The organism is Yersinia sp. Marseille-Q3913 (assembly GCF_963892745.1).
Taxonomy (GTDB): Bacteria; Pseudomonadota; Gammaproteobacteria; order Enterobacterales; family Enterobacteriaceae; genus Yersinia; species Yersinia bercovieri.
The window spans coordinates 38,120-53,508 of the sequence record NZ_CAWQAF010000020.1; the positions used below are offsets into that span (position 1 = coordinate 38,120).

Sequence of the window (15,389 nt, forward strand, 5' to 3'; positions counted from 1 at the left end):
TGCGATCCTGATGGCTTTATTTAACCTGCAAGGAAAAATTTAAATGCCGGGTTATTGGTTTCATCATGGTAATCGTAGCCCAATGCGGCCAGGTGCTGCTCAAATTGCGGTTCAGATGCCGATAATTCAAACCCTGCCAACACTCGGCCAAAATCGGTGCCGTGGCTGCGGTAATGGAACAGCGAAATATTCCAGTGTGTGCCGAGCGTATGCAGGAATTTCAGCAAAGCCCCCGGTGATTCAGGGAACTCAAAGCTGTACAGGCGCTCACGTAGCGGCTTGGATGGCCGGCCACCCACCATATAACGCACATGGAGCTTGGCCATCTCGTCATCAGAGAGATCCACTACCTGATAGCCCTTCTCCTGCAGCTCGGACAAGATCTCAGCCCGCTCAGCATAACCACGGGTCAAACGTACCCCGACAAAAATGCAGGCGTTATTTGCATCGGCATAACGGTAGTTAAACTCCGTCACCGAACGGCCCCCTAACAACTCGCAAAAACGTAAGAAACTGCCTTTTTGCTCTGGAATAGTGACCGCCAACAAAGCTTCACGCTGCTCACCCAGCTCACAACGTTCTGATACATAACGCAAACCGTGGAAGTTGACGTTAGCACCGGAGAGCACATGAGCCAAACGCTCGCCTTGAATATTGTGCTGCTGCACATATTTTTTCAGCCCCGCCAGCGCCAGTGCGCCAGATGGTTCGGCAATGGCGCGCACATCTTCAAAAATGTCTTTGACCGCCGCACAGATAGCATCACTGTCGACTGTGATCACCTCATCCAGATACTCCTGGCACAGGCGGAAAGGCTCATCGCCAATGCGTTTCACCGCCACCCCTTCGGCAAACAGACCGACACGTGCCAGATCCACCGGCTTACCCGCATCCAGCGCGGCACGTAAACAGGCTGAATCTTCCGCCTCAACCCCAATCACTTTAATCTGCGGCATCAGTTGCTTGATAAGCACCGCCACACCCGCCACCAGCCCGCCGCCGCCAACCGGTACAAATATCCGGTCAAGATGCGCGTCTTGCTGGAGTAACTCCATCGCCAGCGTTCCCTGCCCGGCAATCACCGCTGGGTGGTCAAAAGGAGGAATGAAGGTATAGCCCTGCTGCTGGGACAGCGCGATAGCTTTGCCTTTGGCTTCATCGAAATTGGCACCAAACAGCAGCACCTCACCACCAAAACCGCGCACCGCGTCAACTTTGATGTCAGCGGTGGCTACTGGCATCACAATCAGCGCCTTAATACCCAGCTTACTGGCCGACAGCGCCACCCCCTGCGCATGGTTGCCCGCAGATGCAGTTATCACGCCACAGGCTTTTTGCTCTTCTGTCAGACTCGCCAGCATCGCGTAAGCGCCGCGCAGCTTAAAGCTATGTACCGGCTGACGATCTTCACGTTTAACTAAAATGGTATTGCCCAAGCGGGAGGAGATCTTTTCCATCACTTGCAGCGGGGTGACTTGCGCCACCTCATACACCGGCGCGCGAAGTATCGCACGCAGGTACTCTGCCCCACAGGGGGCAGCGGATAAGGGTTGTGATACCGCCATGGGGATTAGCCTCCCAGCTTACTTTTGTCGCGCACCGCACCTTTGTCAGCGCTGGTTGCCAATAGGGCATAAGCGCGCAGTGCATAAGATACCTGACGTTCGCGGGCTTTCGGTGACCATGCAGCAGCGCCACGGGCCTCTTCAGTTTCACGACGGGCAGCCAGTTCAGACTCACTCACATCCAATACGATGCCACGGTTCGGAATATCGATATTGATGAAATCGCCATTCTGCACCAAACCAATCAGGCCACCACTGGCGGCTTCGGGTGAGACGTGACCAATCGACAGACCCGAAGTGCCGCCAGAGAAGCGACCATCCGTCAGCAAGGCGCAACTTTTGCCCAAACCCATAGATTTCAGGTAAGTGGTCGGGTAGAGCATCTCCTGCATCCCCGGCCCGCCTTTCGGCCCTTCGTAGCGAATCACCACCACATCACCGGCAACCACTTTGCCGCCGAGAATGGCTTCTACCGCATCATCCTGGCTCTCATACACTTTGGCCGGACCACGGAAGACCAGACTCTCTTTATCCACGCCTGCGGTTTTAACAATGCTGCCGTTTTCGGCAATATTGCCGTACAACACCGCCAAACCACCGTCCTGACTATAGGCATGTTCCCGAGTACGGATACAGCCCTCTTCGCGGTCGGTATCCAGTGATGGGAAACGGCAATCCTGCGAGAAGGCTTTGGTGGTGCGGATACCGGCCGGACCGGCGGCGTACATCTGCTTAACACCTTCATCCTGGGTCAGCATCACGTCATAGGCTGACAACGTTTGAGTCAGATTCAGCCCCAAAACATTTTTCACTTCGCGGTTCAGCAGGTTAGCGCGATCCAGCTCGCCTAAAATCCCCATCACCCCACCCGCACGGTGTACATCTTCCATATGGTATTTCTGGGTGCTCGGCGCAACTTTGCACAGATGCGGCACCTGGCGAGATAGACGGTCAATATCGCTAATGTCGAAATCAACGTCTCCTTCCTGCGCTGCCGCCAGCAAATGCAGCACGGTATTGGTCGAGCCGCCCATAGCAATATCCAGCGTCATGGCGTTTTCAAATGCCGCTTTATTGGCGATGCTACGTGGCAAGGCGGTGACATCATCTTGCTCGTAATAACGTTTGGTCAGCTCAACGATATGCCTACCGGCATCAAGGAACAGCTGTTTACGGTCGGCGTGAGTTGCCAGCAGTGAACCGTTTCCCGGCAAAGCCAGACCCAGCGCTTCATTCAGGCAGTTCATTGAGTTGGCGGTAAACATCCCGGAGCATGAGCCGCAGGTTGGGCAAGCTGAGCGCTCAATCTGCTCACTGTCGGCATCGCTGACATTGGGGTTGGCACCCTGGATCATGGCATCCACCAGATCCAGCTTGATGATTTTGTCTGACAGCTTGGTTTTCCCGGCTTCCATCGGGCCACCAGACACAAAGATCACCGGGATATTCAGTCGCAGAGAAGCCATCAGCATCCCCGGGGTAATTTTGTCGCAGTTAGAGATACAGACCATGGCATCTGCGCAGTGGGCATTAACCATGTACTCAACCGAGTCAGCGATCAATTCACGCGAAGGCAGAGAGTAGAGCATACCGCCGTGGCCCATAGCGATCCCATCATCCACCGCAATGGTGTTGAACTCTTTCGCCACACCGCCAGAAGCTTCGATTTGCTCCGCGACCAGTTTGCCTAAATCGCGCAAATGAACGTGGCCCGGTACAAACTGGGTAAATGAGTTAACCACGGCAATAATTGGTTTGCCGAAGTCATCATCGGTCATACCGGTAGCGCGCCACAGTGCGCGGGCGCCGGCCATATTACGGCCATGGGTGGTGGTATGGGAACGGTACTTAGGCATTGTCTCTTTACTCCGCGTTTTTTATTTTGCACATCAAGTCGGTGTTGCAAATGAGTGTTACTTTTCAAAAGTAAGCTGTATTGCAGGTGGCGAACGAACCACCTGCGGTTTTCTGCTACTGACTATTTATCTGTTACTGACTATTTAGATGATGACTCTGGGTAAACTTGATCCAACCAGCCCCATTTGTCTTCAGTTTCGCCAGTGAACAGGCCGAAGAATGCTTGCTGGATTTTTGCCGTGATCGGGCCACGTTTGCCAATACCGACCTGAATGCCATCAACACTGCGCACTGGCGTGATCTCTGCCGCCGTACCTGACATAAACACTTCATCCGCCAGATAGAGCGACTCACGTGACAACACTTGCTCACGCACTTCCAGCCCCATATCTTTCGCCAGTTTGATAATGGCGTCGCGGGTGATGCCCGGCAGAGCGGAAGAGGTAAATGGTGGCGTGAACAGGATGCCATCTTTCACTTCAAACAGGTTCTCACCGGCACCTTCAGATAGGAAGCCGTGGATATCCAGTGCAATCCCTTCTTGATAGCCATGGCGGCGTGCTTCACTGCCCACCAGCAAAGAAGAGAGGTAGTTACCGCCGGCTTTTGCGGCCGTCGGGATAGTGTTAGGTGCAACACGGTTCCACGAGGAGACCATGGCATCAATGCCTTGCTCCAGCGCTTCCGGGCCAAGATACGCACCCCATGGGAATGCCGCGATAATCACATCCGTCTTATAGCCATCTGGCGGATTCACACCCATACCAACATCACCGATAAATACCAATGGGCGGATATAGGCGCTGGTCAGATTATTGGTACGCAGTGTCTCGCGGCAAGCTTCCATCAGCTCATCAACCGACTGAGAAACGGGCATACGGTAAATTTTGGCTGAGTCATGTAAACGCTGCATGTGTTCGCGGTGACGGAAAACCACTGGTCCTTTATGGGAGTCGTAGCAACGAACACCTTCGAAGACTGACGTGCCGTAGTGTAACGCGTGAGACATCACGTGAACTTTAGCCTCTGCCCACGGAACCATTTCACCGTTAAACCAAATAAAATCAGCTTTCTTCGTCATTCTTTTCTTTCCTTGTGGCGCATCAGGCGCGTATCTGTAATGAATTAGGTTGTAGGATCTCGACGCAGGCGACATCCATAAGCTTACTCAGCTGAGAAGACAGTAAATCGACAGGTCGCCCGCTGGCAACGGTCAATTCAATATTAATATTCTCAGCATTAATCATTGGTGACATATTCATAGCACAAACCTGAAAACCGCGGTGCCGCACAACCCGCAATACGCGCTCTAACATCTCAGGGCGGAAGCGGGCTTGGATAGAGAGTTGATGTTGTATCATGAGATTTTCTCCAGCATGGTTTCATTACCTGCGCCTGGCGGCACTAACGGCCAAACGTTTTCGAGTTCGTCGATAGAAACCTGGAGCAAATAAGGGCCTTCGCTGTTAAACAGCGCATCCAGTGCGGCTTCGACTTGGTCTTTTCGGGTGATACGTTGGCCGGGGATATTGAAAGCACTGGCCAGAGTGATGAAATCGGGGTTATCAGAGAGATTGGTTTCGCTATAACGTCCATCAAAAAACAGCTGCTGCCACTGTCGAACCATCCCCAACCGCTGGTTATCCAACAATACTATCTTCAGCGGTAACTGTTTTCGTTTTATCGTGCCCAACTCCTGAACATTCATCATAAACGAACCATCACCGGAGACACAGATAACCATATCATCAGGGCGGGCCATCTGTGCGCCAACCGCCGCCGGTACGCCGAAGCCCATGGTGCCCAGGCCGCTGGAGGTGATGAAATTCTCAGGACGGGTAAAGTTCATATGTTGCGCCGTCCACATTTGATGCTGACCCACATCGGTGGTCACCACGGTTTGCGGCGCTTTGCGCTCAGAAATCTGCTTTAACAACAACGGAGCATAAATCGCCTGCCCTGGGTGGTCGTAACGCCAGCTATGTTGCTGTTTTAACGCCATCACCTCATCGCGCCACGGTTGGATATTCAGCGGCTGCTGTAAGGCGGGCAGTAACACCTTCAAATCGCCCTGCAATGCCACGTGAACCTGACGCAACTTACCCAGCTCAGCCGGATCGATATCCATATGAATAACTTTTGCTTTCGGGGCGAATGTATTCAATTTTCCAGTTACGCGGTCATCAAAACGGGCGCCAACTGCGATCAATAAATCACAATCCTGTACGGCAAAGTTCGCGGCTTTGGTGCCATGCATTCCCAGCATCCCCAGATAGCAAGGGTGCTCAGTATCCGGGGCACCCAAGCCTTTCAGGGTCGCCACCGCGGGTATACCTGTGGCCTGAATAAAAGCACGCAGCGCGGGAACCGCCTGTGCCATACCGACGCCACCACCAACATACAGCATCGGCTTTTTCGCGGTCGCCAGCATATCCCAAGCTTGTTGCAGCTCAGCGGCAGAATCAACCAAGTGCTCTTCAACCGGCATCAAATGCGGGGTCAACTCACCCACAGCCAACTGAATATCTTTAGGAATATCAATTAAAACCGGGCCAGGGCGGCCACTGGTGGCGATGGCAAAAGCTTCAGCCATGATACCCGGCAACGCATCCAGTGATTCAACGAGGAAACTGTGTTTGGTGCAAGCCAGTGACAAGCCCAGTACGTCGATCTCTTGAAAAGCATCGGTGCCGATGAGCGCAGAACCCACCTGACCGGTGATCGCGATAACGGGTACGGAGTCCAGCAACGCATCAGCCAAACCGGTGATCAGATTCGTGGCCCCAGGGCCGGAAGTGGCGATACACACCCCGACTTTGCCGGTTGCTCGTGCATAACCAATAGCGGCAATCGCAGCGCCCTGCTCATGGCGGCAGAGTAGATGCTCAACACCACCATCATACAAAGCGTCATACACTGGCATAATCGCCCCCCCAGGGTAGCCGAATACCGTATCAACACCCTGCGCACGCAACGCCTGAACCACCCACTGAGCACCATTCATAGTTATTTCCCCGACCTTTTGCGGGAGGCACAGGATTTTATTCTGTTGTGCATTTTATGTTCCTCGCGTCTTTAACGTACCAATAAAAAAACCCCCGGACCTTTCGGTGCGGGGGTTCTCTTGAGATTAAGGCTTGATTTCTATGCCTTTCTTCGTCCAAGTGCAGCCCCGCACGGTGGGATAATAATCACCACCACGCTAATTAGGACTAGGTTAATCACTTGGACAATCGCTTTCATAATTAGGTTGTTCATCTGTCTAGTGTCGAACGAATACCTACAGAGTTATCACAGTTATTGGTTATCTGACAATATTTATTTAAATTATTATTTTGTGAGTCTGCACACGAAACGTCACAAACGTATTATTTATCAACCAGTAAAACCCACATCGGCATACTGGTCTTTTTTTGCGGGCCAAGCCGCAATTTTTAATTTTAGTGCAGCCGTTACACCGAAACTTCTCGCGACATTTCGCAAACCCACCATTTTCCTGCGCACAGAAAAAATCCCCGAGGCACTATCTTGCTGGCAACAATTACAGCAAAGGAGTGCATTATGTCACTGGCAACCATTCACACTCGCGCCACGCTGGGCATTCAGGCTCCCAATGTCACGGTAGAAGTCCATATCAGCAATGGACTACCTGGATTAGTCTTGGTCGGCTTACCGGAAACCACGGTAAAAGAGGCACGAGATAGGGTTCGAAGCGCATTAATCAACAGCGGTTTTAACTTTCCCGCGAAGCGGATCACTGTCAGTCTGGCACCGGCAGACTTACCCAAAGAAGGTGGTCGTTATGATCTGCCTATCGCATTAGCGATACTGGCGGCGTCAGAACAGATTCCTACAGATAAATTAGCGCACTATGAGTTCTTAGGTGAGCTTGCCCTGTCAGGAGCGCTAAGGCGGGTTAGCGGCGCAATTCCGGCAGCACTCGCCAGTCGTGAAGCCCAGCGGCAGTTAATCCTCCCGACCGCCAACCATCTTGAGATAGGTTTGATCCCGCAAGGTAACAGCTGGGTTGCTGAGCACTTATTGGCGGTGTGTGGTTTTTTGCAGGGTGAAAACAGCCTCGCTCAGGGTCAACCCCTTGAGTCGGCTCCATCCTGGGATAGCAACCTCGACCTGCAAGATATCATCGGCCAATCACAGGCTAAGCGCGCTTTGGAGATAGCCGCAGCTGGCGGCCATAACCTACTGCTACTTGGGCCACCGGGGACCGGTAAAACTATGCTGGCCAATCGGCTGACCGGATTACTGCCGCCACTCACCAATCAAGAAGCGCTGGAGGCTGCCGCTATCAACGGCCTGCTGCACAGTAACGAACTACCCGCCCAGTGGCGTCACCGCGCTTTTCGCGCCCCCCATCATAGCGCATCCATGGCGGCACTGATTGGCGGCGGCTCCATTCCACGTCCGGGTGAGGTATCGCTGGCCCACAATGGGGTGCTGTTTCTGGACGAGCTGCCAGAATTTGAGCGGCGGGTACTGGACTCACTACGTGAGCCGCTGGAGTCAGGCGAGATTATTATTTCCCGCGCAGCAGCCAAAGTATGCTTTCCCGCGAAAGTGCAACTGATAGCCGCGATGAATCCCAGCCCCAGCGGCCATTATCAGGGCATCCATAACCGAACGCCGCCACAGCAAATTTTGCGCTATCTGGCAAAACTGTCTGGCCCGTTTCTGGATAGATTTGATCTCTCGATTGAAGTCCCATTGCTCCCCGCAGGTATGCTCGGGGCACAGAAAAATCAGGGGGAGAGTAGCGAAACAGTTAGGCTGCGAGTATTACAGGCGAGGCAAAGGCAATTAGATAGGGCTGGAAAGATAAATACCCAACTGAGCAGCCAGGAAGTTGCTGAACATTGCTATTTAGCACCAGAGAACGCCGCCTTTCTGGAACAGGTTCTTTTGACATTGGGGTTGTCGGTGCGCGCCTGGCACCATATTTTGAAAGTCGCACGCACCATCGCCGATCTGTCTAAGGAAAATAGCATCCAAAAAAGTCATCTTTCAGAAGCGCTAAGTTATCGTTGTATGGACCGATTGCTGTTGCAGCTGCATAAGAGCCTAATGTGAATAGGGAGCAGAAGCCCCCTATTATCCATCACCGCACTTATACCACTGTGGCTTCAAGGACGAAGGGTAAGAGGGTATTAGTCGTCGTTATCGGTATAGTCTTCCACCGCATCCATCTGCGGCTTACCGCCTGACAACGTATGGAAGCGTTTAGGACGACGAGTCCGGGTCACATATTTTGACCAGACTTTTTCCTCGGCACTGATCGGTTCACGTTCGCCGCGACATACAGCCACAAACTGCTGTTCTTCTTCCGTTGCAGGCTCGCGCTTGCCAAGGTCGAGTTCGTTAAAGGCGTAACCATGGCGCTCTAGCAATTGCGCCTCTTTAATGGTGAAATCGCCGTGACGCGAGAATCCGCGAGGATAATGTTTATTATCAAAAAAACGATTGGTCGTGATGAAGCTATCCGCCATCTGACACGCTCCTAATTCTCTCATGGTCGTGCTGTTTATGGCGCGGAGTATTAGATAGGCTTGACATCGTGTAAAACAAAACATTTAAATCTTAACGATAAAAAAAATTGGAGATAGGTGTGGATACTGAATTACTGAAAACCTTTTTGGAAGTCAGTAGAACTCGCCACTTTGGTCGCGCTGCTGAATCTTTGTACTTAACGCAGTCAGCGGTAAGTTTTCGTATCCGTCAGTTGGAAAATCAATTAGGTGCAAATTTATTCACTCGCCATCGCAATAATATTCGTCTAACACCAGCAGGTGAGCGGTTGGTTCCCTATGCTGAAACACTGATGAGCACCTGGCAACTGGCTAAAAAAGAAGTTGCACACTCGCTACAACATACTGAATTGTCTATTGGTGCAACCGCTTCGCTTTGGGAGGCTTACCTCACTTCCTGGTTGCAACAGTTGTACCAACAGCGAGGCTCATTGCGCCTTGAGGCACGTATTGCCCTTCGGCAATCGCTAGTGAAACAGTTGCACGAACGGCAACTGGATTTGCTGATAACCACCGAACCGCCGAAAATGGACGAGTTAGCCAGCCAGCTTTTAGGACACTTCTCGCTGCGGCTTTTTTCGTCTATAGCCATTGATTTATCAAAAGAAAATGATGTCGAAAATGAGCATGAAAATGCAAATGAAGCGCCCTATATCAAACTCGAGTGGGGAGCTGATTTTCAGTTGCAAGAGAATCGACTGCTCAACAGTGAGCAGTCGCCGGTATTAACCACCACCTCAGCCCATTTAACCCGGCAGCTATTGGAAACCACCGGGGGTTGTGCATTTCTGCCGGAACATTGGCAAAAAGAGTACCCTCAATTGGTACTTAATGCTGATATACCCGCAATTGTACGGCCACTGTATGCCGTTTGGCTGCAAAACAGTGACCAGCAACCCTTGATCCGACAACTATTAAAAACCCCTATGAATAACGCCACTCAGAGCGCTATACAGGATTAAGTGGCGGTGACTTAGGGCGAGCTCGGCGATTCAAATAAAAGGCACTCATCATCTTCTGAATCGCAATAAAGCTAAATAGCAAGATTCCGATGACAATCTTGGTCCACCATGAGCTGAGCGTACCATCGAAAGTGATGTAACTCTGTATCAGCCCCTGAATCAACACTCCAAACAGGGTGCCGAAGACAGTTCCGATCCCTCCCGTGAGTAATGTGCCGCCGATAACGACTGCAGCAATAGCATCTAACTCGACACCACTGGCCGCCAAGGCATAACCTGCAGAAGTGTAGAGCGAGAAAACAATGCCCGACAATGCTGCGAGTGTGCTCGATAGCATGTAGATTTTAATGGTGGTTTTTCTGACGGGAACGCCCATCAGCGCAGCGGAAACACTGTTACCCCCTATCGCATAGACGTTATGGCCAAAACGGGTACGGTGGGCCAGCAAGACCCCAAATACCACCACCATTAGCATGATGAAGGCGAGTAATGTAAATCGCCCCCCTCCGGGGACTTTCCAGGCATAGTTCGCCAGCGTGGCATAGATCGGGTGATTAATGGGAATAGACTCTTCAGACACGATAAAACTCATGCCTCGCACAAAGAACATCCCCGCCAAAGTGATGATGAATGCCGGAAGTTTCAGGGAGTCGATAATCCATCCCATCAATGCACCAAACATCGCCCCCATAAATAAGACTATGGCGAAGGCATACACCGGATGAATACCATAAGTCCCGATTAACTTTGCCAACAGCACGCCGGTAAAAGCAATGACTGAACCAACGGATAAATCGATCCCACCCGATAAAATAACGAAGGTCATACCCACGGCAACAATGCCCAGAAAGGCATTATCCGTCAGTAAATCACACCATACGCGGGTGGATGAAAAGCTGGGAAACTGGCTGAGACAAAAAGCATATCCCAGAATAAAAACGGCAATAGTAATCAGCAAAGGAATATTACGCTTTAACATTACTTTTGCCTCCGGAAGATATGGCTAAATGAGATCATTGGTGACTGCACCACCAAGACAGCTAAGACCACAATGGCTTTAAGCACTAAGTTAAATTCCGGCTGATAACCGGAGAGTAAGATCCCAGTATTCATCCCCTGAATAATCAAAGCGCCGATCACCGAGAGCAGAAGGTTAAAACGCCCTCCCATCAAGGAAGCGCCACCAATAACTACCGCCAGAATTGCATCCAACTCCAGCCATAAACCAGCATTGTTCGCATCTGCACCACGGATATCTGCGGTCACGATAATGCCCGCAACGGCGGCACAGACACCACAGATCACATACACCGCAATGAGCACCAACCGAGTACTCACCCCCGCATTCCGCGCTGAACGTAAGTTAATGCCCACTGACTCAATAAATAGCCCCAGTGCTGTTTTGCGGGTCAATAGCCACACAATAATCAGCATACTCAATGCGATGACCACGGACATCGGCAAGTACATCAACGTACTGCTGCCTAACTTCGCCAAACCACCACTATCAAAAGTAACAATTTGCCCTTCTGTAATCAGTTGGGCGATGCCGCGTCCGGCCACCATTAACATCAAGGTGGCAACAATGGGTTGAATTTGTAATACCGCCACCAAGAAGCCGTTCCATAATCCGCATAACGCGCCAACTGCCAGCGCGGCGGCTAATACGGTCGGTAAAGGATGCCCCGCACTGGTTAATGTCGCTGCTGTCGCCCCAGCAATCGCCATCACCGCCCCGACAGATAGATCTATGCCGCCAGTGGCAATCACTAATGTCATTCCCAGAGCCAATAAGGCAACAGGCGCGCCTCGATTCAAGATATCAATGACACTGCCAAACAGTCGCCCATCCTGAATGTGGATCGAGAAAAAGTGTGGAGCGACCAAACTATCAATTAATAAAATGACCGCCAGAGCGCCAAATTGAGTGGCACCTTTCGGTAAGACCCAGTTAACTTTGCGCGGTCGTTGCGGCATCGATAGGCTCCTATTTACCATGAGGTAACTCCTTATTACACCGCAATCGCCTGCATAATGGCAGGAACGGAAATCTCACTGTGCTCAAGCTGAGCAATATGCCGGCGGTCACGCAGCACAATGACGCGATCGGCATATCCCGCTAACTCTTCTAACTCGGATGAGATAATTAACAGTGCCAACCCTTCGTCACACAGCTTCTCAATCAGTCGAATAATCTCAGCATGTGCCCCTACATCAATTCCGCGCGTTGGCTCATCCAAAATTAAAAATCGCGGTTTTGTGGCGAGCCAACGGGCTAATAACACCTTTTGCTGGTTGCCGCCGGAGAGATATTGAATTTGTTGCTCGGGGCCAGGGGTGCGAATACCCAACTGCTGAATGAACTCCTCAGCGATTTGAGTTTGTTCACGCATTGAGATGGGCCGCAACCAGCCCCGTTGAGCCTGTAAAGCCAGAATAATATTTTCCCGAACCGTTGCCGCACCAATAATGCCATCCGTTTTGCGATCTTCCGGACAATAGCCAAAACCGAACTTTGATGCTTTACGGGGGGTTCTGATTTTGACCGGCTTGCCCTGAATTTTAGCTTCGCCGGTATCCGGTGTGGTGACACCGAAAATTAGCTGTGCAGTTTCGGTGCGTCCTGAGCCTAATAGCCCCGCCAGGCCAACAATTTCACCGGGGGAAACCGATAAATCAAAACTTTCAACCACACCCCGTCGGCCATAGTTTTTAAACTCAACCAATGGGTTACTTGCCACAATATTATGTTCACCACGTTTCAGTAATTGCTCATCAAAACTGTGGCCTAGCATCATCTGTACCAACTCAATGCGGGGAAGTTCTGCGGCAGTTTTCGTGCCGACGAGTTTGCCATTACGAAAAACGGTGATGCGATCACTGATCCGATAGACCTGATCGAGGAAATGGGTCACGAATACCATGCCGATGCCTTGGTCTCGTAACTGACGTAAAATATCCAGTAGCATACTGACTTCTTTGGCGTCCAGACTGGCAGTCGGTTCATCCAAAATCAGAACTTTTGCAGAGAGATCAACTGCGCGGGCAATCGCGACAATTTGTTGTATCGCAATAGAAAAATTCGCTAAAGGTTGCTGCACATCTAATGCTAAACCATAACCGGTCAGTAGCTTTTCCGCCTGCAAATTCATCGTCCGGTGATCAATCATTCCCCAGCGTAATGGCTCCCGGCCAATAAAGAGATTAGCCGCAACCGATATGTTGGGCAGTAAGTTAACTTCTTGATAAACAGTACCAATCCCCATTTTTTGAGCATCAGCCGTATCAATTGGACAAATGGCCTTACCGTCCAAATAAACCTCACCGGCGCTGCGCTTATAGACCCCGGTTAATGCTTTGATTAATGTCGATTTCCCTGCACCATTCTCCCCCAACAAAGCGACGACTTCTCCGCGATGCAGAGAAAAATCGACAGAGTCCAATGCCTTAACACCTGGAAATTCAACCGACAAGCCGCGGACTTCTAGCAGTGTTTCCATCAGATGTACCTATGCTCAAAAACGATTATTGCCCAAATACAGGTGACGAAAGTAGGCGGAGCAAGCTCCGCCTTTGAATCAATAACCTAGGCTTTTCTTAGATTCATACTCCTGTTTGGCCGTGTCAGGCTGTAACAGGCGAGATTCTGTCTGGATAAATTTAGGCGGTTGAGTCCCGTCTTTCTTCAGTGCGATTAATGCGTCGAAAGCCGGACCCGCCATATTTGGCGTTAACTCGACGGTAGCGTTTGCTTCGCCGCTACTCATTGCTTTAAAGATGTCAGGTACACCGTCGATAGAGACGATTTTGATTTCTGTACCGGGTTTCAGGCCCGCTTCTTTAATGGCTTGAATGGCACCAATCGCCATGTCATCGTTATGCGCATAAACAGCGCAGATATTCTTGCCGTTTTGCTCAGCCTTAATGAAGCTCTCCATCACTTCTTTACCCTTACTGCGCGTGAAATCCCCGGATTGAGAGCGGATAATTTTCACGTTAGGTGCCGAAGCTATCCCATCAGCGAAACCTTTTTTACGATTAATCGCTACACTGGAACCCACGGTGCCTTGCAGTTCAACGACATTACAAGGCTTGCCTGCCACGTCTTTCAGGAGCCACTCACCCGCAACCTTTCCTTCATAAACGCTATCTGAAGCTACGGCTGCTGTGTATAAAGAAGGGTCATTTACTTCAATCATACGGTCGAGCAGGAACACCGGGATTTTGGCTTCTTTCGCTTCCTGTAATACTGGTGTCCAGCCCGTTGCAACCACTGGTGCAATGAAAATGGCATCAACACCCTGAGCGATAAAGGATCTTACTGCTTTTATTTGGTTTTCTTGCTTTTGTTGAGCATCCGCTATTTTTAATGTTATCCCGCGTTTTTCTGCTTCTTGTTTAGAAACCTTAGTTTCCGCAGAGCGCCAACCGGACTCTGAACCTATTTGAGAAAAACCCACGACTAACGGAGCCGCTTGGACTGCACTACACATTGCCGCTGTTACAGCTGCTGCTAACAGTAAACGCCTGTACATATTTATCTCCTCACTTGCCATCGTCGAGCCGTTGATTCATTACCATTCCGCAGAACAGTTCAGATAATCATTCAGGATATTAACTGTCCTGAAGTTCGGCCAATTTGCAGATAATGTCGTTCGAAAAACAGGTAATGTTTTTTAAGGTGAGCTTCCCGATAGCTAAAATGTTAATTAGTTTTAGTACATTTTGTAAAAGTAATAATGAGCAACGTCACACCACAGAATAACAATCGTTTTGTACATAAATTCAGCTAAATAGGTATATATTGGGAACGTTACCTTTTTAAATTTTGTGGTGGCTAAAGAAGAAATAGGATCAATAAAAGGAGTGTTCACACAAAAGATATTGCTGGCTTAATCACGGCAATTGGGGGATATAAAATAAAAAATAGAAGAATAGCAGCCATCACAGCAGTGAAAAGAAGGAGTAAAAATAGTGTGGGAGCATTACTCGTAGACGAAACAACAGTTTTGGTGCCTGCGTAGAAATTAGTGTCACTAGCTGATTTCGACTGTTTGATTAAGCATCAGAAACAGGTGTGATTATGGACGAAAAGATTGAAGATTCATGTTTCTGAGCATTAATTTGGAACAACTGACAGGCGATGAGTCGCTTTATAATCAAGTTGAAGATTATTTCAGTAGTTATCTAGCTAGAACATGAAGTCATGGCGATGGCCAAATACCGTACATAGGCTTTGATTTTTGGACATAAAAAAACCCCTCGCTCTCGCGAAGGGTTATTTATATGGCAGGGGCGGAGAGACTCGAACTCGCGACACCCGGTTTTGGAGACCGGTGCTCTACCAACTGAGCTACGCCCCTAAATTACGCTTAACATTATGCCTGCTAATATAAGCAGGCATAATTTAAATAAGTGGCGGAACGGACGGGGCTCGAACCCGCGACCCCCTGCGTGACAGGCAG

13 protein-coding genes and 1 tRNA gene are annotated in these 15,389 nt (G+C 50.3%); 2 read left to right on the forward strand and 12 right to left on the reverse strand.

What is annotated here, in order from left to right:
• Positions 1-20: 20 nt before the first annotated feature.
• The 6 genes from ilvA to ilvL form a co-directional block, all read right to left on the reverse strand.
• Positions 21-1,565 (reverse strand): threonine ammonia-lyase, biosynthetic, encoded by a 1,545-nt coding sequence (gene ilvA / locus AACW11_RS09955; protein WP_212586664.1) that lies wholly within the window; start codon positions 1,563-1,565, stop codon positions 21-23.
• Between the two features lie 5 nt (positions 1,566-1,570).
• Positions 1,571-3,421 (reverse strand): dihydroxy-acid dehydratase, encoded by a 1,851-nt coding sequence (gene ilvD / locus AACW11_RS09960; protein ID WP_212586665.1) that lies wholly within the window; start codon positions 3,419-3,421, stop codon positions 1,571-1,573.
• Between the two features lie 140 nt (positions 3,422-3,561).
• Complete coding sequence (locus AACW11_RS09965) at positions 3,562-4,503, reverse strand: branched-chain amino acid transaminase (RefSeq protein WP_005279322.1); 942 nt, start codon at positions 4,501-4,503, stop codon at positions 3,562-3,564.
• 22 nt (positions 4,504-4,525) lie between these two features.
• Positions 4,526-4,783 carry an acetolactate synthase 2 small subunit gene (ilvM, locus tag AACW11_RS09970; RefSeq protein ID WP_032899018.1) on the reverse strand — a complete coding sequence of 86 codons (258 nt, stop codon included), beginning with the start codon at positions 4,781-4,783 and terminating at the stop codon, positions 4,526-4,528.
• A complete protein-coding gene (gene ilvG, locus AACW11_RS09975) occupies positions 4,780-6,426 on the reverse strand; it encodes an acetolactate synthase 2 catalytic subunit (RefSeq protein WP_212586666.1) in 1,647 nt (548 codons plus the stop codon). Before ilvG ends, ilvM begins: the two co-directional genes overlap by 4 nt.
• A gap of 140 nt (positions 6,427-6,566) precedes the next feature.
• Positions 6,567-6,665, reverse strand: a complete 99-nt coding sequence (ilvL, locus tag AACW11_RS09980; RefSeq protein ID WP_071822504.1) for an ilv operon leader peptide — start codon at positions 6,663-6,665, stop codon at positions 6,567-6,569.
• 318 nt (positions 6,666-6,983) lie between these two features.
• Here ilvL and AACW11_RS09985 point away from each other — a divergent pair, with 318 nt between their 5' ends.
• The gene (locus tag AACW11_RS09985; RefSeq protein ID WP_212586667.1) at positions 6,984-8,507 is read left to right on the forward strand and encodes a YifB family Mg chelatase-like AAA ATPase; all 1,524 of its coding nucleotides are present in this window, start codon (positions 6,984-6,986) and stop codon (positions 8,505-8,507) included.
• A gap of 77 nt (positions 8,508-8,584) precedes the next feature.
• On the opposite strand, the gene AACW11_RS09990 is transcribed toward AACW11_RS09985, so the two are convergent.
• Complete coding sequence (locus AACW11_RS09990; RefSeq protein ID WP_212586668.1) at positions 8,585-8,923, reverse strand: DUF413 domain-containing protein; 339 nt, start codon at positions 8,921-8,923, stop codon at positions 8,585-8,587.
• A gap of 119 nt (positions 8,924-9,042) precedes the next feature.
• Here AACW11_RS09990 and hdfR point away from each other — a divergent pair, with 119 nt between their 5' ends.
• Positions 9,043-9,924, forward strand: a complete 882-nt coding sequence (gene hdfR, locus AACW11_RS09995; protein WP_212586669.1) for an HTH-type transcriptional regulator HdfR — start codon at positions 9,043-9,045, stop codon at positions 9,922-9,924.
• On the opposite strand, the gene yjfF is transcribed toward hdfR, so the two are convergent.
• The 5 genes from yjfF to AACW11_RS10020 form a co-directional block, all read right to left on the reverse strand.
• Complete coding sequence (gene yjfF, locus AACW11_RS10000) at positions 9,911-10,903, reverse strand: galactofuranose ABC transporter, permease protein YjfF (RefSeq protein ID WP_032899126.1); 993 nt, start codon at positions 10,901-10,903, stop codon at positions 9,911-9,913. The two genes, hdfR and yjfF, sit on opposite strands and share 14 nt — an antisense overlap.
• Positions 10,903-11,922 (reverse strand): galactofuranose ABC transporter, ATP-binding protein YtfT, encoded by a 1,020-nt coding sequence (ytfT, locus tag AACW11_RS10005; RefSeq protein WP_138775911.1) that lies wholly within the window; start codon positions 11,920-11,922, stop codon positions 10,903-10,905. Before ytfT ends, yjfF begins: the two co-directional genes overlap by 1 nt.
• Positions 11,923-11,936: 14 nt before the next feature.
• Complete coding sequence (ytfR, locus tag AACW11_RS10010; protein WP_212586670.1) at positions 11,937-13,424, reverse strand: galactofuranose ABC transporter, ATP-binding protein YtfR; 1,488 nt, start codon at positions 13,422-13,424, stop codon at positions 11,937-11,939.
• A gap of 78 nt (positions 13,425-13,502) precedes the next feature.
• Positions 13,503-14,459, reverse strand: a complete 957-nt coding sequence (gene ytfQ / locus AACW11_RS10015; RefSeq protein WP_019213113.1) for a galactofuranose ABC transporter, galactofuranose-binding protein YtfQ — start codon at positions 14,457-14,459, stop codon at positions 13,503-13,505.
• Positions 14,460-15,211: 752 nt separating this feature from the next.
• Positions 15,212-15,287: transfer RNA gene (locus AACW11_RS10020), tRNA-Trp, on the reverse strand.
• Positions 15,288-15,389 lie beyond the last annotated feature (102 nt).